Genomic DNA, 17,709 nt, shown 5'->3' with positions numbered 1-17,709 from the left:
GGGGAGTCCTCCCCATTTCGTCGCACCACGGGCTATGGAATAGTCCGTGACGTCGCAGAACAGCAGGTTGTTCCACCCGGGACAGCCACGAACTAGGGAGCATGACATGGTTGCAGAGGGTGGCAACGTCTTCGGTCTTGACGTCGAGGCAGTCCGGAGCCTCGCCAACACGCTGCGCACGCAGGCCGAGCAGGTCCGCACGGTGGTCACGACCATCACGACGCAGATGAGCCAGACCGAGTGGAACGGCCCGGACGCCGTGCAGTTCCAGGAGGAGTGGGACGGTACCCACGCCACCAAGCTGAACGAGATCGCCGCGGCGCTCGAGACCTACGGCACCACCGCCGACAACAACGCCGCCAACCAGGAAGACACCTCGAACACGTACAGCTGATCGGTTCGAGCTCTACCAGGCGAGGCCCGGCGCGCGCTGGGCCGCCACCAAGGGGTGCGGGACCGGCAACGGGCCCGCACCCCTTGAGCGTGTAGCAGTACAGACGCAGCCAGGCGATGCTCAGTGCCGTCACCGGCCGGACATGAGGAGGACCATGTGAGCGGGGGAATGTACGGTGCAGACATCGAGGCGCTGCGCCTCCTTGCCGACAAGTTCGACGAGGGCAGCGGGACTCTCGACACCGTTGTTGCCACGGTCGAGGGGACGATCCCGCAGGAGGACGGCTGGAGCGGGCCGGACGCCGAAGGGTTCCGGCAGGAGTGGACCGGCAACCATCTGGTGCGGCTCAGGGACACGGCCGTCGCGCTGAGCGACATCGCTCTCAAGGTGCGCGCCAACGCCGACGCCCAGGAGACGACGTCGAACGACTACGCCGGCGGACCGGGTGGCGGCACCGAGGTCGCGGGGGCGTCCGCCGAGCGACCGGGCAGCTTCTGGGACGTGTTCGAGACCGGCGAGGCGGGGGTCAGCTTCCTGGGAGATGCGTGGGTGGCGTTCAAGTACGGCCGCAACCTGCTGAACTATTCGCGGATCCTCGACGCCGGGGGCGACGTCGCGGGTGCTTTGTCGACCATGCTCGCCGACGCTCGGGGCATCGTCGGCAACATTTCTGGGGTCGGTAAGTACCTGGGTATTGCCGGCGGCGCCTTCAGCGTGATCGGCGGGATCGACCAGATGTTCAACCCCCAGTACGACGGCTGGCGCGGTGGCGTCGACCGGGTGATGGGTGGAATCGGCGTCGCCGGCGGCGTCGCGACGATCGGCATGTTCCTGGGTGTCGCGGCGTTCGCCAACCCCGTCGGCATCGGTATCGCCGTCGGAGCGGGCCTGGTCACCGGTGCCTGGGCACTGGGCAACCTGGTGTACGACAACTGGGACACGATCTCCGCGTTCGCCTCCGACCCGATGCCGTACCTTGCGGACGGCTGGAAGGAAACGCAGGAGTTCGTCGGCGACGCCGTCGAGGGCGTCACGGATGTGGCGAGCGACGTCGGCGATGCGGTCGGCGATGCTGCCGGTGCCGTCGGTGACTTTGTGGGAGGCTTGTTCTGATGAGTGAACAACGGGCGATGCAGTTCTCTGCGGACGATGTGAAGGCGGCACGGGCGACGCTCGCGCAGGCGCGCGACGGCGAGATCGTCGGAATCGTGATCCTCACCGATGAGGAGGTGACAATCCTCGACGGAGTCGCGCAGGAACAGCTCGTGCCGACCCCGTGGATGGACGCCCAGGGCGACGCCGACCGGTCTCTGATGGGGCGGGTCGCGCTCCGGTCCCTGTTGTCGCGCGAACTGGTGCTTCCCGTCGACACCGACGACAACAGCATCAAGATCAAGGCGCACCCGGGGATCACCGGGCCGTTGGTGCTGCGGCGGTCGGCCCAGCAGATTCTCTCGGTGGAGCGCACGAGCTCGAACGGCAAGGACTGGCTGTTCGCCTACGTGCACATCGAGGACGGCAAGGCCACTGTGCTCGAGGAGGAGATCTCGGGTGCGGGCCACCACGCGTTCTCGGTGTACCCCGAGGCCATGCTCGGGGAGCGGTTCGAGAAGTTCTTCGACCCGACGGGCACGGCGCTGATGGGTACGGCCGCGAAGAGCTACTCCGCGGCGGAGTTCGAGGCTGCCGTCCCCGGTCTGCCGCAGCTCAAGGAGGCGGTGGCGGTGAGCATCGTGTCCGGTGTGGCGCGGGGTAGCGACAAGCTGCTCAACGCGTCCGTGTACGCGGGTCCGCACGGCGTGCACGTGGTGCGCGGTACCGAGCACGACGCACAGGGGATGCCAGTGAAGTACACGCTCCAGGAGATCGGCTCGCGCGGGCTGCGCGCGCTGCCCGGCGAGCTGGTCCCGGCATGAGCGGCCTCGGCAGGTGGAGCCTGTGGATCGGCCTCGGGCTGATCGTCGTGGCCGTGCTGGCTCGGGCCCTCGACCTCATCCCGGTCACGGTGATCGTCGGCATCCTGGGCCTGATCGGTGTCGGCATGGCGGGTTACGACTGGCTCTACTACGCAACCCAGAGGGCAGATCGCCGGCGGCGGGCGCGGAAGGCAGAGCGCGAACAGGGTCGCTGAGCCCGCCGCGCGGCCAGGGCGCGGCGCGAGCGCGGCGAGTCCTGACCGAGGTGGCCAAGGGGACGCAACGCAAGCTCCCGGGCGAACGGGTGACGGCGCTGTGAGCGGCGGCGTGGTGGCAGCGTCGACTGCGCGGGTGACGCGCTCTCTCACGTCGGTGACGCCCTGAAATTCTGGTGACGCGGAACCATGGCAGCGACTGATTGCGATTGGACAGGACTATGAGCACCGTCACCTACCCGAGCAAGACCGGCACCTGTGCGGGTGACCAGGCAAAGGAGATCTGGACGACGGTGCGGGCCATCCAGGACAGCGTCGAGCGGGCGGGCCGATGAGCGGCGGCCAGGGTCCCTCGCGGGACCAGCAGTTCGCGGTGATCAGCCGTCGCGTCGTCTTCGTCGGGGGAAGCGCCCTGCTCATCGGGGGCGTCCTCGCGATTCTCAACGGTCAGGTGGTACTCGGCATCGCACTCACGGCCGTCACCTTCCTCGCGGTGGCGTGGCGTGGTTCCGTCACCCTGAGGCGGGGGCAGCGCGCGCTCGCCGAGGCGGAGCGCGCCGAGGTGCCCGAGGGCGCGGTCCGCGACGCCGGCGCACCGGCGCCCGTGGAGGATGTGGTCGCGCAGCTGGTCGGGATGAACAGCGACGGGCTGCCTTACCAGATCACCGCCTCGCGGAGCCCCGACGGCGTGCGCGTCGAGGTGCAGTGGAAGCATGAGGAGATGCGCTGGCAGACGCTCTTCGTGCGCGGGTCGCAGGCCTTCGCGTGGCGCATGGAGGTCGACCTCGACCCGGCCATGGCGCACTACAAGTTCGTCGAGCACTCCGGGAAGGCGTCCGTCCGCGCGGCGGCCGGCCCGATGGGTGTCACGGCCTACGGCAACTGGACGTGGCAGAAGGGCAAGACGTCGGGCGGCACGTCGGCAACCTTCGTCGAGGGCGCCGACGGCCAGGTCACGGTGGCCGGTCCGGCCGGGCCTCGCACGTCGTGGGAGGGGGCCGTCATGATCAAGCCGGCCGACGCCAAGGTGCCTGTGTTCACGGTCCTGCGGAACAACGGCTGGCGCCCGCGTCGTGACTGGGCCGGAGCACGGCTGTTCGAGAAGTAGACGTCCCGCGACCAGTGCACAACACCTGACGGCACAGGTCCCGGCTGACTGGGAGTCGATGGGCGACGTCGACGGCTGGTCCTACGAGTCCTCCGGCCAGGTGTACACGGGCGTGGTCTGCCTGGCTCGGCGTCCGCGCCACCCCCGCGGCCGCTGCACTCAGAGATTGAGGAGGTGGTGGCGCGATGAGCTGGGCAATCCGCACCGCCCTGTGCGTGGGGCACCGCGCGGAGCGCAACCGAGAGCGCGAGCAATGACCGTCTCGGACTGATTTCGCTCACGATGTGGGACGACGCTGTTCGGGGCGCGAGACGTGAGGCACAGTGGAGGGTGCAGGGCGAGCCGGATAAGGCTCGCCTCACCCAGTCGATAGAATCGGCAGGGTCTCCGGTGGCCCCCACAAGGCCGCCCCCGCGGCGCCCGCCGGCGCCGGCAGGCAGGCGGGAGCCAAGGACCTTGCCACCTGTCCTCGATCGGAAGGCGCACTCTCCGTGAGCACCACCCGTCCTCTGCGCGTCGCCGTCGTCGGCGCCGGTCCCGCCGGCATCTACGCGGCCGACATCCTGTCCAAGACCGATCTCGACGTGAGCATCGACCTGTTCGAGCGGCTGCCGGCGCCCTTCGGACTGGTCCGCTACGGCGTCGCGCCCGACCACCCGCGCATCAAGCAGATCATCGTGGCGCTGCACAAGGTCCTCTCGCGCGGCGACATCCGCCTGCTGGCGAACGTGGACTTCGGCACGGACGTGAAGCTCGAGGAGCTGCGCCAGTTCTACGACGCGGTCATCTTCTCCACGGGTTCGATCCGGGACGCCGAGCTGACGATCCCCGGCGTCGACCTGGACGGCTCGTACGGCGCCGCCGACTTCGTGTCCTGGTACGACGGCCATCCCGACGTGCCGCGCACGTGGCCCCTCGAGGCGCAGCACGTCGCCGTGATCGGCGCGGGCAACGTGGCGCTGGACGTGGCGCGCATCCTCGCCAAGCACGCCGACGACCTGCTCCCGACCGAGATCCCGGCCAACGTGCACGAGATCCTCAAGGCTTCCCCGGTGACCGACGTGCACGTGTTCGCGCGCCGCGGCCCGGCGCAGGTCAAGTTCTCGCCGCTGGAGCTGCGCGAGCTGGGCCACATCCCGGACGTCGACATCATCGTGTACCCGGAGGACTTCGACTTCGACGAGGGCTCCGAGGCTGCGATCAACTCGTCGAACCAGACCAAGCAGGTCGTCAAGACCCTGGTGGACTGGACGCTCGACGACCCGTCGACCAAGACGGCCTCGCGTCGCCTGCACCTGCACTTCCTGCACGCGCCGGCCGAGATCCTCGGCGAGGACGGCCAGGTCGTGGGCCTGCGCACCGAGCGTACCGCCCTGCAGGGCGACGGCACGGTGGCCGGCACGGGCGAGTTCCACGACTGGCCCGTCCAGGCGGTCTACCGCGCCGTCGGCTACTTCGGCTCGCCGCTGCCGGAGGTCCCGTTCGACGAGCTCAAGGGCGTCATCGCGAACCGCGAGGGCCGCGTGATCGACCTCGACGGCAACCACCTGCCCGGCGTGTACGCCACGGGCTGGATCAAGCGCGGACCGGTCGGCCTGATCGGCCACACCAAGTCGGACGCGTCGGAGACGGTCCGTCACCTCGTCGAGGACGTCACGGGCGTGGGCGACGGCGGCGACGTGGCGCAGGGCGACCTCGCCGGCGGCCGCACGGCGCCCCAGGGCGACGCGCAGGCGGTCACCGACTTCCTGGCCGACCGGGGCGTCGAGGTCATCGAGTGGACCGGCTGGGAGCTGCTCGACGCGCACGAGCGCTCGCTGGGCGAGCCCCAGGGCCGCGAGCGGGTCAAGGTCGTCCCCCGGGACGAGATGATCGCGATCGCGCGGAGCCGCTGATCCTCCCGCTGGGGCAGAACAGGACGAAGTAGAACGGGACGACACACCGAGGCGAGATCGCCCGGATGCGTCGTCCCGTTCTGCTTCCGCCCGCACTTCCTCGGCGTAGTCTCCTGGAACCGTGCGGGCGGGCGAGGCGTTGCCGAGGGTGGAAAGGACTTCGATGCACAAGCACTACAACGGACTCAAGACCGCCGTGCTCTTCGGCGTCATGTGGGCCGTCATCCTCGGCCTGTGGGCCGTGTTCGGCGCCCGTTCGAGCCTGCTGTGGGTCTTCGTCCTGATCGGCCTCGGCACGACTGCCTACGGTTACTGGAACTCGTCGAACATCGCGATCCGCGCCATGCACGCGTACCCGGTCACCGAGCTCCAGGCACCGGAGATGCACCGCATCGTGCGCGAGCTGTCGACCGCGGCGCGCCAGCCCATGCCCAAGCTCTACATCTCGCCCACGCAGGCGCCGAACGCCTTCGCGACGGGCCGCAACCCGAAGAACGCCGCCGTGTGCTGCACGGAGGGCATCCTGCGGATCCTCGACGAGCGGGAGCTGCGGGGGGTGCTGGGGCACGAGCTCATGCACGTGTACAACCGCGACATCCTCACGTCGTCGGTGGCGTCGGCGCTCGCCGGGGTGATCACGGCCCTCGCGCAGTTCCTGCTGTTCTTCGGCGGCGGTGACCGGCGCGAAGGGGGCAACCCGCTCGCGGCTCTCGCCATGGCGTTCCTGGCGCCCATCGCGGCCGCCCTCATCCAGCTCGCCATCTCACGTACGCGCGAGTACGACGCGGACGAGGACGGCGCCCGCCTGACCGGCGACCCTCTCGCCCTCGCGTCCGCGCTGCGCAAGCTGGAGCAGGGCACCCAGCTCGCGCCGCTCCCGCAGGACCGCGAGCTCACGAACGTGTCGCACCTCATGATCGCCAACCCGTTCCGCGGGGCCGGCATGGCGCGCCTGTTCGCGACCCACCCGCCGATGGCCGACCGCGTGGCGCGCCTGGAGCGCATGGCCGGCGGCGGCTTCGGCCCGGGGGGCATCACGCGCTACTGAAGTCCTGAGATCGGCCGCCCACCTCGGCCGATACGTCGCAACGGCGGCAGCCCGGATCCCGGGCTGCCGCCGTTCGTCGTCTCCGGCAGCGGGCGACCCGGGCTTCGGGGCACTTCTGCGCACGAGCAGCACGAGCATGTCAAGGGTGTTTTCGCAGGTAGCAAACTTTCTTGAGAGAAAAGCTTGCGCCTTACGCATGTTTGCATTAGTGTCGGTCTCGGCTGCAGAACTCGCAGCCACACCGAACGCTCCGACCATCGGAGCATGACCAGAAGGATCACCAACATGTCTCGTGCTGCTGCTCTCCTCATGACCACGCTCCACGTCTTCTCGGCCCGCTTCGAGGCCCAGAAGAAGGACAAGGGCGCCGCCGCCGTCGAGTACGGCCTGCTCGTCGGCCTCATCGCCGTCGCGATCATCCTCACGGTCGGCCTGCTCGGCGACGAGCTGAACCGGCTCTTCGACGACGTGCTCTCCGAGCTCGAGCTCGCCGTGGTCTGAACGGCCCACCAAGCCACGGGCCGGCTCCTGCCACGCCCCCGGCGGGAGCCGGCCCGTTGCACGCACCAACCCAGATCCACCACCAGAGAGGACGGGAACGACATGCTGCGACTGAGGACGCGAGGGCACCGCGAGCGCGGTGCGGCGGCGGTCGAGTTCGCGCTCGTCCTCCCCCTGCTGCTCACCCTGGTGATAGGCATCGCCGAGCTCGGCCGGGTCTATCACATCCAGACCAGCCTCTCCGGGGCCGCGCGCGAGGGCGTGCGCGTCATGGCCCTGCAGAACGACGCCGCGGATGCCCGGGACACCGTCCAGGATGCCGCAGCGCACCTCGCCGTCACCGACGACCAGATCAGCGTCACGCCCACCGCCTGCACCGATGCCTCCGCCCAGACCGCCACGGTCACGGTGACGTATCCCGTGCAGCTCCTGTTCGGCCTGCTCGGGTCGAGCATCACACTGACCGGGAAGGGGACAATGCGATGCCACGGATGAAGCGTGACGTATCGCGCCTACGGGACGAGCGGGGCGCCGTGAACGTCATGGTCGCTCTGCTGATCATCCCGATCATCGGCTTCGCCGCCATCGCGGTCGACGTCGCGGCGCTCTGGTCCGACCGGCAACAGCTCCAGACCGCGGCCGACGCCGCGGCGCTGGGCATCGCCTCGGACTGCGCCCTCGGCGACTGCGGGGTGCCGGCACAGACCGCGCAGACGCTCGCCACACCGAACAAGAACGACGGCGACGTGACCGCGACGGTCCTCACCCCCGCGGTCACCCCCGCCACCGGGACCGTCACCGTGGAAACCTGGGGGACCCGCGAGCACTGGTTCGCGCCCGTTCTCGGCTACGACGAGAGCGACGTCGGCGCCAGGGCCACGGCCGTCTGGGGGTCGCCGTCCGCGGCCATCGCCATGCTGCCGCTCGCCTTCTCCTGGTGCGAGTTCCTCGCCCAGACGGGCGGGGCCCTGCCGTCCACCACCACCGAGTACACCATCAAGTTCACGAAGACCTCGGGCACCACCTGCACGGGGCCGTCGAACAACGTCGTGCCCGGCGGGTTCGGCTGGCTGACCGTGAACGAGGACTCGTGCACCACGAGCAGCAGCATCGACGAGGTCGTGTATTCCGATCCCGGGCAGAGCGTGCCCAGCGGCTGCAACCCGGCCGACTTCGCCGAGTACGTGGGGAAGACGGTGCTCGTACCGATCTTCGACGACGCCGGCGACACGGGCAGCAACGCCTGGTACCACCTCTACGGCTACGCCGCCTTCATGATCACGGGTTACCACTTCACAGGGCAGTACTCGGAGAGCGCCCAGGGCGACTGCAAGGGCAACGTCCGCTGCATCCAGGGCTACTTCACCGAGTTCGTCGATCTCTCCCAAGCCGCCACCTACAGCGGGAGCGCACCCGAGCTGGGCGCGACCGTCGTCAGCCTGACCGACTAGTCCGACCCCGCCAGACCCCACCTGCTCAGCTCCGTCATCACGGAAGGACCCACTCCAGTGAACCGTCGAATCGTCGCCGCCCTCGCGGCCGTCCTGCTCGCCGTCGTCGGTGTCGTGCTGCTGACCGGCTACGTCACGGGCGCCGACCGGCGCGCGATGGCCGGCATGGAGACCACCACCGTGCTGGTCGTGACCAAGCCTGTCGCCGCCGGCACCTCGTCCGAGTCCCTGGCCAAGCTGGTCGCACCGCGGGAGCTGCCGGTCGCGGCCGTCGCCCCCGGCGCCCTGACCGGCCTCGAGAAGGTGGCCGGAAAGGTGACGACCGCCGACCTCGTCGTCGGGGAGCAGCTGCTCGCCGACAGGTTCGCCGCCCCCGAGGCCGCGGGCGGGGACGTCGTCGTCCCCGACGGCCTGCACGAGCTCTCGGTCCTCCTCGAGGACCAGCGCGTGCTCGGCGGCAGCCTCGCCGCCGGCGACACGGTTGGCGTCTTCGTCACCACGGAGTCGGGTCAGACGCACCTGACCCTCCACGAGGCGCTCGTCAGCCACGTCGAAGGCGGCCTCACACCGGCCGACGACGAGGGCGACGCCGATCCGGCAGCCGTCGTCGTGCCCGATGGGAGCGTCATGATCACCCTGGCCCTGTCCGCCGCCGACGCCGAGAAGGTCGTGTGGGCCCAGGAGCGAGGCAGCATCTGGCTGTCCCGCGAGCCGGCCGGCGCACCCCGCGACGGCACCCGCATCGTGACCGAGGAGAACGTGTTCTCATGAGCACCTCGGTCCTGGCCGCGACCGCGGCCGACGCCTCGCAGCGGCGTGACCCGGCTGCTTCTCGTGGACGGGTGGTCAGCGTGCTCTCGCCCAAGGGTGGGGTAGGCAAGACCACCGTTGCCACCAACCTGGCCGTGGGCCTTGCCAAGGCAGCGCCGGGTTCCACCGTCCTGGTCGACCTCGACGTCCAGTTCGGCGACGTCGCCAGCGCGCTGAACCTCGCGCCGCAGCACAGCCTCGCCGACATGGTCGGGGACGCTGCGAGCCGGGACGCGATGGTCCTCAAGACACTCCTCACCCAGCACGAGACCGGGCTGCACGTCATCTGCGGCGTCGACTCGCCCGCGGCCGCGGACGGGGTGACGGCCGACGACGTGAGCCGCCTGCTCGCGACGCTGGCCGCGGAGTTCCGGTACGTCGTGGTGGACACCGCGCCCGGCCTGCTCGAGCACACGCTCGCCGTGCTGGACCAGACCACCGACCCGCTCCTCGTCACCAGCATGGACGTGCCGGGCGTGCGAGGTCTGCGCAAGGAGCTCGAGACGCTGGACGCGCTGGGCGTCGGTTCGCCGTTCATCGCGCTCAACCTCACCGACCGGCACAGTGGGATGTCGGTGGCCGACGTCGAGGCCACGATCGGCACCGGCGTCGACCTGCTGCTCCCGCGGTCCCGGGCCCTCGCGGCCTCCGTCAACCTCGGTGTGCCGCTGATCCAGAGCGGCGGCCGGGACGTCATGACCAAGCGGCTGCGGGTCCTCGTGGACCACTACGCCGCACCGCAGCGCCAGAACAGGCGCGGCCGACACCTCGGAGGACGACGATGAAGCTCACCGAAAAGCTGGCAGCTCTGGGCCTGGCCGAGAGCGCACGCCCGGAGGCCCCGGCTGCGGGCACCGCGGCCGTGCCTGCCCCTGCTGGCGGTGCGCCGGCCACGGTGCGGGACCCTGCCGCGGCGGCCGCGCCCGAGGGGGCCGCGCGCCCCGCACCTGGTTCCGACACCGGTCGCAGCCTGTCCGCGCGGACGTCGACGCCCGTCGCCGCTCCGGCGGAGGCATCGGGTGGCGACGCGCTGACCCAGCTCAAGGACACCGCGGCGGCGGCCCTGTTCGAGCGGCTCGGGGCCCGCCTCCACGACCCGTCGCTGAGCGAGGAGAAGCTGCACGCCCTCGTACGCACCGAGCTGAACCACGTGGTCGAGGAGCAGGACGTCCCGCTCACGACCGAGCAGCGCCAGCGTCTCCTCGGGGACGTCCAGGACGACGTGCTGGGTCACGGCCCGCTGCAGCGTCTCCTCGACGACCCGACGGTCACGGAGATCATGGTCAACGGTCCCGACAAGGTCTACGTCGAGCAGGCCGGCAAGCTCCTGCGCAGCGAGGCCCGCTTCTCGTCCGAGGAGCACCTGCGCCGCATCATCGAGCGGATCGTGTTCCGCGTCGGGCGCCGCATCGACGAGTCGTCGCCGCTGGTCGACGCCCGCCTTGCCGACGGCTCGCGCGTCAACGCGATCATCCCGCCGCTGGCCTTCAGCGGCTCGTCGCTCACGATCCGCAAGTTCTCCCGGGACCCGTTCACGGTGCACGACCTGATCCGGTTCGGCTCGCTGACCCCGGAGATGTCCGAGCTGCTGCAGGCCTGCGTGCAGGCGCGGCTGAACATCATCGTCTCCGGCGGCACGGGCACCGGAAAGACGACGCTCCTCAACGTGCTCTCCTCGTTCATCCCCGAGACCGAGCGCATCATCACCATCGAGGACGCCGTCGAGCTCCAGCTGCAGCAGGAACACGTCGTGCGGCTGGAGAGCAGGCCGGCGAACGTCGAGGGCAAGGGCGAGGTGGTCATCCGCGACCTCGTGCGCAACTCCCTGCGCATGCGGCCGGACCGCATCGTCGTCGGCGAGGTCCGCGGCGGCGAGACGCTCGACATGCTCCAGGCGATGAACACGGGCCACGACGGCTCGCTCTCGACCGTCCACGCGAACTCGCCCCGGGACGCCATCTCCCGCCTGGAGACGCTCGTCCTCATGGCCGGCATGGACCTGCCGCTGCGCGCCGTCCGCGAGCAGATCTCGGCGGCCGTCGACCTCGTCGTCCAGCTCACGCGCCTGAAGGACGGGTCGCGGCGGGTCACCGCCGTGACGGAGGTGCAGGGGATGGAGGGGCAGACGGTGACGCTGCAGGACGCGTTCGTCTTCGACTACGCGGCGGGCGTCGACAGCGACGGCCGGTTCCTCGGCAGGCCCGTCGCCACCGGCGTGCGGCCCCGGTTCACCGACCGCTTCGCCGAGCTCGGCATCGCGCTCTCGCCGGCCGTGTTCGGTGCCGTCGGGACGGGGGGACGTCGATGAACACCATCGTGCTCGTCGGGCTCGCCGCCGTCGGGGTGGCCGTGCTGACCGGCGTCTACCTGTTCGTGGCACCGAGCGGTCGTCTGCCGCTCGAGCGCCGTCGCCCAGTGCTCGTCGAACGGCCGGGGATGCTCGGCCGCGGGGCGGCCGCCGCGACGAGCGCGCTCGACGCCCTGCTGCGGCGGCGGGGCAGGTCGGCCTCGGCCGGCATCTTCGAACGGGCGGGCGTGCGCATGAGCCGCCAGGACCTCGTGTTCCTCCAGATCATCGCGGCGGTGTGCGTGCTCGCGGCCGGCCTGCTGCTCGGCAGCGTGCTGGTGGGCATCCTGCTGGCGATCCTCGTCCCGATCCTCACCCGGGTCGGCCTGGCCATGCGCACGAGCCGCCGGCAGAGCGCCTTCGCGGACCAGCTCGACGACTCGCTGCAGCTCATCGCCGGCAGCCTGCGTGCGGGGCACAGCCTCCTGCAGTCCCTCGCCTCGGTGGCTCACGAGGCCGAGGAGCCCACCTCCGACGAGTTCTCCCGCGTCGTGAACGAGGTCCGCGTCGGACGCGACCTCGGCGAGGCGCTGGACGAGGTCGCCGCCCGGATGGGCAGCCAGGACTTCTTCTGGGTCGCCCAGGCCATCGCCATCAACCGTGAGGTCGGCGGGAACCTCGCCGACGTGCTCGAAGGCGTGAGCAAGACGATCCGGGAGCGCAACCAGGTGCGGCGGCAGGTCAGGGCCCTCGCGGCCGAGGGCAAGCTCTCGGCGGTCGTCCTGATGGCGCTCCCGATCGGCATCATCGGCTTCCTGGCGGTGGTCAAACCTACCTATGTCGGGGCCTTCTTCGGCGGCCTCCTGGGCTACCTCATGCTGGCGGCGGGTGTCTTCCTGCTCGTCGTCGGCGGGTTCTGGCTCCGCAGAGTCGTCAGAGTCAGCTACTGATCCGGAGGGTCACACGATCATGTCTCCCATCGCCCTGACAGCCGTCGCCACGCTCGGCCTCGCGCTCGCCCTGCTCGTCTGGGTCGTCCTCGACCCGGCCGGTCGTGAACGCCGGCAGGTCCGCACGAATCTCGGTCGCGGGCTGCCTGCGGACGCCGGGGCCAACGCCGGCCCCGCGGGCCCAGAATCGACCGGCGGCCGCACCGCGCTCGTCCGCAGACTTACCCCCATCAAGGCTGTGGAACGACTCGAGAGCCTGCTGGCTCGCGCGGGGCGGCCGCCGGCCTGGCCGCTCGAGCGCCTCCTGGCGGCCAAGATCCTGCTGACCGCCGGGGCTGCGACGCTGAGCCTGGTCTTCGCGTCCGCGGCTCCGGGCCTGCCAGCAGTCCTCTTCGGCATGACCGTCACCACGGTGGCGTACTTCCTGCCGGACCTCCTCCTGCTGGGTCGGGGCCAGGAACGCAGCAAGGCGATCAGCCTCGAGCTGGCGGACACCCTGGACCAGATGACGATCGCGGTCGAGGCGGGCCTGGGCTTCGAGGCTGCCATGGAGCGAGCCGGCAGGAACGGCACGGGGCCGCTGGCGGACGAGATGGTCCGCACCCTCCAGGACATGCAGATGGGCCTGTCCCGCAAGCAGGCGTACGCCTCGTTCGCCACCCGGACCGAGGTGCCGGACCTGCGGAGGTTCGTCCGCGCCGTCGTCCAGGCCGACACCTACGGCATCGCGATCGCCGACGTGCTGCGCACGCAGGCCTCCGAGATGCGCACGAAGCGGCGTCAGCGCGCCGAGGAGAAGGCGATGAAGGTCCCCGTGAAGGTGCTCTTCCCGCTGATGCTGTGCATCCTTCCTGTCTTGTTCATCGTGCTGCTCGGGCCAGCGGTCATCGGCGCCATCGAGACGTTCAACTGAGGCGTCATGGACATCGTCCCGGTCCTGATCACCGCAGTCGCCACCGGCGGCCTGGCGGCCCTCCTCGCCCCCTGGGTGCAGGTGCGGGTGGCTACCGCCCGTTCCGCCTGGCTGCGCACGCCGGTGCTCGTGGCCCTGGCAGCAGCCGGCGGGGCCGGTGCCGCGGCCCTGGCCCCGACCTGGCCGGAGGCGGTGGCCTTCGCGATCCTCGCCCTGGCGTGGGCCCTGCTGGTGGCGGTCGACCTCGCCGAGCACCGGCTGCCCGACCGCATCGTGCTGCCGGCCTACCCGGCGCTCTTCGTCGCGCTGACCCTGGCTGCTGCGTTGTCCGGGGACTGGTCACGGCTGGGGCGATCGGCGCTCGCGGCGGTCGCCCTGTGCGCCGTGTACTTCGTGCTCGCCCTCATCTCGCCGGCCGGGCTCGGCCTCGGGGACGTGAAGCTCGCGGGGCTGGTCGGGGCCTTCCTCGGCTGGCTCGGCTGGCAGCAGGTCTACCTGGGCACCCTGGCCGCCTTTGCGGTCGGCGGGTTCGTGGCGGCGGTGCTCGTCGTGACCCGCCGGGCGAAGCGGGACTCGGACGTGGCCTTCGGGCCCTCGATGATGCTGGGTGCATTGATCGGCGCTGTGTGGACGCTCGTCCTGCACGGGGCCAACTAGGTCGAGAATTTTCTGATCAGGCAAAGTCACCGATTGCGCGCGAATGGAGTAGATTGTGGGCATGGATACGGCCACCGAGACCCCCGGGCTCAGGGAGCTGAAGAAGCAGATGACGCGGGACGCGATCGCCAACGCGGCATTCACGCTCACGCTCGAGAAGGGCCTCGACCATGTGACCGTCGAGGAGATCTCCCGCGTCGCCATCGTCTCCCCAAGGACGTTCTCGAACTACTTCTCCTCGAAGGAAGAGGCAGTCATCTCGGCGGGTGCGCTGGATCCCGACGAGTTCGCCGCGGCCCTCCGCGAGGCCCTGGCGGAGGCGCCCCCGCTGCAGGCGGTGTACGAGGTGAACTCGGCCTACTTCCTGAGTCGCACGGACGAGCAGCTGGAGCGCGTCCGCCTGATGGTAGGCCTCGTGGAGCAGTACCCCTCCCTGCTCGCCAGCCAGGCGGCCCGGTTCGCGGACCTCGAGGCCGGGCTCCGCGCAGTGGTCGCGGAGCGCACGGAAACCGACGTTGAGACGGACCTCTACCCCTGGCTCGTGGCCTCGGCCGGGGTCTCCGGCCTCAAGGCGGCACTGCGCCTCTCGGCCTCGGCCGGCGACGCCGGACGTGACCGCACGGTCGAGCTCGTCCAGGAGGCGCTCAACCTCTTCAGCGACGGGCTGCCCGTGCCCCACTGAGCCCGCCGGCCGATCCGGGCCGAGCCCGGTGGAGCGGCCCCGTGTCGTTGGCGCCCGGGGCGACGACTACGGTGGTGCCAGGACCCGTCCCAGCATCCCGAAGGAGTACCCCCATGGCCGATTCGTCGTTCGACATCGTCAGCAAGGTCGACCGCCAGGAGGTCGACAACGCCCTCAACCAGGCCGCGAAGGAGATCTCGCAGCGCTACGACTTCAAGAACGTCGGAGCCTCGATCTCGTGGAGCGGCGAGACCATCCTCATGGTCGCGAACTCGCCCGAGCGCGTCCTGGCGATCCTCGACGTCTTCGAGACCAAGCTGGTCAAGCGCGGCATCTCGCTCAAGTCGCTGGACAGCGGGGAGAAGGAGCCCAAGCCGTCCGGCAAGGAGTACCGCCTCGCGTCCTCCCTCAAGGAGGGCCTGTCGAGCGAGAACGCCAAGAAGATCACGAAGGTCATCCGCGACGAGGGCCCCAAGGGCGTCAAGACCCAGATCACGGGCGACGAGGTTCGCGTGACGAGCAAGTCACGCGACGAGCTGCAGACCGTCATCACGCTGCTCAAGGGCGCCGACCTGGACGTGGCGTTGCAGTTCACCAACTACCGGTGACGAGCCTCCGTCCGACGGCGGCCGGGTCGCCCGCCCCGGGCGCCTCGCCCGGGGCGACGCTCCCTCGGGTGGTCGCGACCGACCTCGACGGCACGCTGCTGCGGCGCGACGGCACGGTGTCCGCGAGGTCGCGGGCGGCGCTCGTCGCGGCCGAGGCGGCGGGCATCGAGGTCGTGTTCGTCACCGCGCGCCCGGCGCGGGCCCTGGCCCACCTGACGCACCTCGTCGGCGGCCACGGCCACGCCATCTGCTTCGGCGGCGCCGCCGTGTGGGACCTCGCGTCCGCCTGCGCCCTCGAGACGTGGGGCTTCGAGGATGCCGCCGTGGGGGAGCTCGTCGACGGCCTGAGGACGGCGATGCCGGACGTGGCGCTGGCCGTCGAGCGGGCCGACGGTCCCTCGTTCGACCCGCACTTCGTGGTCTCGCCGGCGTTCGTGGAGCCCGGCATGACGGACGAGCGGCGGGCGGTGCCGATCGAGAAGACCCTCGGCGGGGAGCCCGTTCTCAAGCTCCTGGCGCGCTCCGACGCGACCGACCCGGTCGTGCTCCAGGAGGTGGCCGCCCGCGTCGCCGGCGTGCGGGCGAACCTCGCGTACTCGGGGGCCGTGGGGCTCGCCGAGCTCGTGGCGCCGGAGGTGACGAAGTCGGCGGCGCTGGCCCGCTGGTGCGCCCGCCTGGGCGTCGAGGCGGCGGACGTGTGGGCCTTCGGCGACATGCCGGTCGACCTGCCGATGCTCGAGTGGGCCGGCCGCGGGCTGGCGGTCGCCAACGCGCACGCGGACGTCCTGGCGCGGGCCTCCGGCGTCGTGCCGTCCAACGACGAGGACGGGGTGGCCGTGGCCATCGAGGCGGTCCTGGCGGGGCGGTAGCCCGGGGTCGCGACCCGCTGGCCCCGGCCCCGCCCAGGCCCGGCCGAGGCCCGGCCGAAGCCCTCAGCCCCGGCGCGGCTGGGACCGCGCGGCGCGGAGGCCGTCGACGGTGAGGATCACGAGCGCGACCCAGACGAGCGCGAAGCCCGCCCAGCGAACGGGCGGCATCTGCTCGTGGAACACGAGCACGCCGAAGGCGAACTGGAGCGCCGGGCCGAGGTATTGCAGCATGCCGACCACGGACAGCGGCAGGCGGCGCGCGGCCGCGCTGAACAGGAGCAGCGGCAGCGCCGTGATGATGCCCGACGACGCCATGAGCAGCGCGTGCCCGGTGCCGTGCGCTCCGAAGGCGCCGTCGGCTCCTAGCCACACCAGGTAGGCGATCGCGACCGGTGCGGCGACGGTGGTCTCCACCGCAAGGCCGGGCAGAGCCTCGACGGTGCGGCCGATGCGGTTCTTGACCAAGCTGTAGACGCCGAAGGTGCAGGCTAGGGTCAGCGCGATCCACGGCAGCCCGCCCACGCCCGTGGCGAGCACGACGACGGCCGCCGCGCCGGCCCCGACCGCCACCCACTGCGCCGGCCGAAGGCGCTCGCGCAGGACGAGGACGCCGAGCAGCACCGTCAGGACGGGGTTGAGGAAGTACCCGAGGGCGGCGTCGAGCACGTGGTCCGAGAGGACGCCGTACACGTAGACCGTCCAGTTGGTGACGATGAGCGCGGACGCCACGGCGAGCGTGCCGAGCGTGCGCGGCGTGCGCAGCGCGGTCCAGAAGGCGCCCAGGTGGCGGGTCGCGGCGAGGCCGGCCAGGCAGAAGAACAGGCTCCAGACGATCCGGTGGGCGATGATCTCCACCGCACCGGCCGGTGCCAGCAGCGGAAAGAACAGGGGCATTCCGCCCCAGATGAAGAACGCACCGATGCCGAGCGGGAGACCCCAGCGGTCGGCGGCCGACGTCGGCCCGACCCTGGGCCTGGAGGTGCCGGACTGCCCCGTCGATGTGCCCGGCTGTACCGGGGAGGTGCTGCTCACCCGCCCACGATAGGCGCCGTCTCCGGTGCGCCGGACGGGCCGGCGCGTGTGGGGCCGCCGGTCACGTGCCTGGGGCGCGGATTCGATTTCGCCGATCGGCGGTCGGCACGTTAATGTTGCACCCGCACCACGGCAGGTTGCCCGAGCGGCCAAAGGGAGCTGACTGTAAATCAGCCGCGTCATGCTACGGGGGTTCGAATCCCTCACCTGCCACCAGCACAAGAGGCCTGGAATCGCGAGATTCCGGGCCTCTTGTCATGTCCGGGCCCTGCTGCTCCGCTCGCCCCTGCCGACCCGGACGGGGGGGGGGGGGGGGGGGGGGGGGGGGGGCCCCCCCCCCCCCGGGGGGGGGGGGGGGGCCCCCCGCCGCCCC

20 protein-coding genes and 1 tRNA gene are annotated in these 17,709 nt (G+C 70.9%); 20 read left to right on the top strand and 1 reads right to left on the bottom strand.

Features of this window, described 5'->3' with window-relative positions; genetic code table 11:
• Positions 1 to 106 precede the first annotated feature (106 nt).
• The 19 genes from L1785_RS17740 (at position 107) to L1785_RS17650 (ending at position 16,304) form a co-directional block, all read left to right on the top strand.
• Positions 107 to 394, top strand: a complete 288-nt coding sequence (locus tag L1785_RS17740) for a WXG100 family type VII secretion target (RefSeq protein WP_236090615.1) — start codon at positions 107 to 109, stop codon at positions 392 to 394.
• 156 nt (positions 395 to 550) lie between these two features.
• The gene (locus tag L1785_RS17735; protein ID WP_236090614.1) at positions 551 to 1,507 is read left to right on the top strand and encodes a WXG100 family type VII secretion target; all 957 of its coding nucleotides are present in this window, start codon (positions 551 to 553) and stop codon (positions 1,505 to 1,507) included.
• Entirely contained in the window at positions 1,507 to 2,310 is an 804-nt protein-coding gene (locus tag L1785_RS17730; protein ID WP_236090613.1) for a hypothetical protein, read from the top strand. Before L1785_RS17735 ends, L1785_RS17730 begins: the two co-directional genes overlap by 1 nt.
• A complete protein-coding gene (locus L1785_RS17725) occupies positions 2,307 to 2,525 on the top strand; it encodes a hypothetical protein (RefSeq protein WP_236090612.1) in 219 nt (72 codons plus the stop codon). Before L1785_RS17730 ends, L1785_RS17725 begins: the two co-directional genes overlap by 4 nt.
• A 331-nt stretch (positions 2,526 to 2,856) precedes the next feature.
• Positions 2,857 to 3,633 (top strand): hypothetical protein, encoded by a 777-nt coding sequence (locus L1785_RS17720; RefSeq protein WP_236090611.1) that lies wholly within the window; start codon positions 2,857 to 2,859, stop codon positions 3,631 to 3,633.
• A gap of 491 nt (positions 3,634 to 4,124) precedes the next feature.
• Positions 4,125 to 5,528 carry an FAD-dependent oxidoreductase gene (locus L1785_RS17715; RefSeq protein ID WP_236090610.1) on the top strand — a complete coding sequence of 468 codons (1,404 nt, stop codon included), beginning with the start codon at positions 4,125 to 4,127 and terminating at the stop codon, positions 5,526 to 5,528.
• A 163-nt stretch (positions 5,529 to 5,691) separates the two neighbouring features.
• Complete coding sequence (gene htpX, locus L1785_RS17710; protein ID WP_236090609.1) at positions 5,692 to 6,576, top strand: zinc metalloprotease HtpX; 885 nt, start codon at positions 5,692 to 5,694, stop codon at positions 6,574 to 6,576.
• A 264-nt stretch (positions 6,577 to 6,840) separates the two neighbouring features.
• Entirely contained in the window at positions 6,841 to 7,077 is a 237-nt protein-coding gene (locus tag L1785_RS17705; protein WP_236090608.1) for a Flp family type IVb pilin, read from the top strand.
• 102 nt (positions 7,078 to 7,179) lie between these two features.
• On the top strand, positions 7,180 to 7,572 hold the full coding sequence (locus tag L1785_RS17700) for a TadE/TadG family type IV pilus assembly protein (protein ID WP_236090607.1): 393 nt from the start codon (positions 7,180 to 7,182) through the stop codon (positions 7,570 to 7,572).
• Positions 7,569 to 8,528, top strand: a complete 960-nt coding sequence (locus L1785_RS17695) for a pilus assembly protein TadG-related protein (protein ID WP_236090606.1) — start codon at positions 7,569 to 7,571, stop codon at positions 8,526 to 8,528. Before L1785_RS17700 ends, L1785_RS17695 begins: the two co-directional genes overlap by 4 nt.
• 57 nt (positions 8,529 to 8,585) lie before the next feature.
• On the top strand, positions 8,586 to 9,299 hold the full coding sequence (gene cpaB / locus L1785_RS17690; RefSeq protein WP_236090605.1) for a Flp pilus assembly protein CpaB: 714 nt from the start codon (positions 8,586 to 8,588) through the stop codon (positions 9,297 to 9,299).
• Complete coding sequence (locus L1785_RS17685) at positions 9,296 to 10,123, top strand: CpaE/TadZ family protein (RefSeq protein ID WP_236090604.1); 828 nt, start codon at positions 9,296 to 9,298, stop codon at positions 10,121 to 10,123. Before cpaB ends, L1785_RS17685 begins: the two co-directional genes overlap by 4 nt.
• Complete coding sequence (locus L1785_RS17680) at positions 10,120 to 11,646, top strand: TadA family conjugal transfer-associated ATPase (RefSeq protein WP_236090603.1); 1,527 nt, start codon at positions 10,120 to 10,122, stop codon at positions 11,644 to 11,646. Before L1785_RS17685 ends, L1785_RS17680 begins: the two co-directional genes overlap by 4 nt.
• The gene (locus L1785_RS17675; RefSeq protein ID WP_236090602.1) at positions 11,643 to 12,575 is read left to right on the top strand and encodes a type II secretion system F family protein; all 933 of its coding nucleotides are present in this window, start codon (positions 11,643 to 11,645) and stop codon (positions 12,573 to 12,575) included. Before L1785_RS17680 ends, L1785_RS17675 begins: the two co-directional genes overlap by 4 nt.
• 19 nt (positions 12,576 to 12,594) lie before the next feature.
• Complete coding sequence (locus L1785_RS17670) at positions 12,595 to 13,488, top strand: type II secretion system F family protein (RefSeq protein WP_236090601.1); 894 nt, start codon at positions 12,595 to 12,597, stop codon at positions 13,486 to 13,488.
• Between the two features lie 6 nt (positions 13,489 to 13,494).
• Complete coding sequence (locus L1785_RS17665) at positions 13,495 to 14,145, top strand: prepilin peptidase (RefSeq protein WP_236090600.1); 651 nt, start codon at positions 13,495 to 13,497, stop codon at positions 14,143 to 14,145.
• A 61-nt stretch (positions 14,146 to 14,206) separates the two neighbouring features.
• Positions 14,207 to 14,827, top strand: a complete 621-nt coding sequence (locus L1785_RS17660; RefSeq protein ID WP_236090599.1) for a TetR/AcrR family transcriptional regulator — start codon at positions 14,207 to 14,209, stop codon at positions 14,825 to 14,827.
• A gap of 113 nt (positions 14,828 to 14,940) precedes the next feature.
• Positions 14,941 to 15,435 carry a YajQ family cyclic di-GMP-binding protein gene (locus L1785_RS17655; RefSeq protein WP_236090598.1) on the top strand — a complete coding sequence of 165 codons (495 nt, stop codon included), beginning with the start codon at positions 14,941 to 14,943 and terminating at the stop codon, positions 15,433 to 15,435.
• The gene (locus L1785_RS17650) at positions 15,432 to 16,304 is read left to right on the top strand and encodes an HAD family hydrolase (protein ID WP_236090597.1); all 873 of its coding nucleotides are present in this window, start codon (positions 15,432 to 15,434) and stop codon (positions 16,302 to 16,304) included. Before L1785_RS17655 ends, L1785_RS17650 begins: the two co-directional genes overlap by 4 nt.
• 63 nt (positions 16,305 to 16,367) lie before the next feature.
• On the opposite strand, the gene rarD is transcribed toward L1785_RS17650, so the two are convergent.
• Positions 16,368 to 17,336, bottom strand: a complete 969-nt coding sequence (gene rarD / locus L1785_RS17645; RefSeq protein WP_308113366.1) for an EamA family transporter RarD — start codon at positions 17,334 to 17,336, stop codon at positions 16,368 to 16,370.
• A gap of 131 nt (positions 17,337 to 17,467) precedes the next feature.
• Between rarD and L1785_RS17640 the strand changes: the two genes are divergently transcribed.
• A tRNA-Tyr gene (locus L1785_RS17640) sits at positions 17,468 to 17,552 on the top strand.
• Positions 17,553 to 17,709 lie beyond the last annotated feature (157 nt).

This window comes from Antribacter soli, from assembly GCF_021568775.1.
GTDB lineage: Bacteria > Actinomycetota > Actinomycetes > Actinomycetales > Cellulomonadaceae > Antribacter > Antribacter soli.
Note: the sequence above shows the minus strand (reverse complement) of the source record. Positions and strands in the feature narration are given on the sequence as shown.

Excerpts from the sequence above, each read along its gene's own strand:
- L1785_RS17740 (WP_236090615.1), top strand. The coding sequence starts at position 107 with ATGGTTGCAGAGGGTGGCAACGTCTTCGGTCTTGACGTCGAGGCAGTC.
- L1785_RS17730 (WP_236090613.1), top strand. The coding sequence starts at position 1,507 with ATGAGTGAACAACGGGCGATGCAGTTCTCTGCGGACGATGTGAAGGCG.
- L1785_RS17725 (WP_236090612.1), top strand. The coding sequence starts at position 2,307 with ATGAGCGGCCTCGGCAGGTGGAGCCTGTGGATCGGCCTCGGGCTGATC.
- L1785_RS17720 (WP_236090611.1), top strand. The coding sequence starts at position 2,857 with ATGAGCGGCGGCCAGGGTCCCTCGCGGGACCAGCAGTTCGCGGTGATC.
- htpX (WP_236090609.1), top strand. The coding sequence starts at position 5,692 with ATGCACAAGCACTACAACGGACTCAAGACCGCCGTGCTCTTCGGCGTC.
- L1785_RS17705 (WP_236090608.1), top strand. The coding sequence starts at position 6,841 with ATGACCAGAAGGATCACCAACATGTCTCGTGCTGCTGCTCTCCTCATG.
- L1785_RS17700 (WP_236090607.1), top strand. The coding sequence starts at position 7,180 with ATGCTGCGACTGAGGACGCGAGGGCACCGCGAGCGCGGTGCGGCGGCG.
- L1785_RS17695 (WP_236090606.1), top strand. The coding sequence starts at position 7,569 with ATGAAGCGTGACGTATCGCGCCTACGGGACGAGCGGGGCGCCGTGAAC.
- L1785_RS17685 (WP_236090604.1), top strand. The coding sequence starts at position 9,296 with ATGAGCACCTCGGTCCTGGCCGCGACCGCGGCCGACGCCTCGCAGCGG.
- L1785_RS17680 (WP_236090603.1), top strand. The coding sequence starts at position 10,120 with ATGAAGCTCACCGAAAAGCTGGCAGCTCTGGGCCTGGCCGAGAGCGCA.
- L1785_RS17675 (WP_236090602.1), top strand. The coding sequence starts at position 11,643 with ATGAACACCATCGTGCTCGTCGGGCTCGCCGCCGTCGGGGTGGCCGTG.
- L1785_RS17670 (WP_236090601.1), top strand. The coding sequence starts at position 12,595 with ATGTCTCCCATCGCCCTGACAGCCGTCGCCACGCTCGGCCTCGCGCTC.
- L1785_RS17665 (WP_236090600.1), top strand. The coding sequence starts at position 13,495 with ATGGACATCGTCCCGGTCCTGATCACCGCAGTCGCCACCGGCGGCCTG.
- L1785_RS17660 (WP_236090599.1), top strand. The coding sequence starts at position 14,207 with ATGGATACGGCCACCGAGACCCCCGGGCTCAGGGAGCTGAAGAAGCAG.
- L1785_RS17655 (WP_236090598.1), top strand. The coding sequence starts at position 14,941 with ATGGCCGATTCGTCGTTCGACATCGTCAGCAAGGTCGACCGCCAGGAG.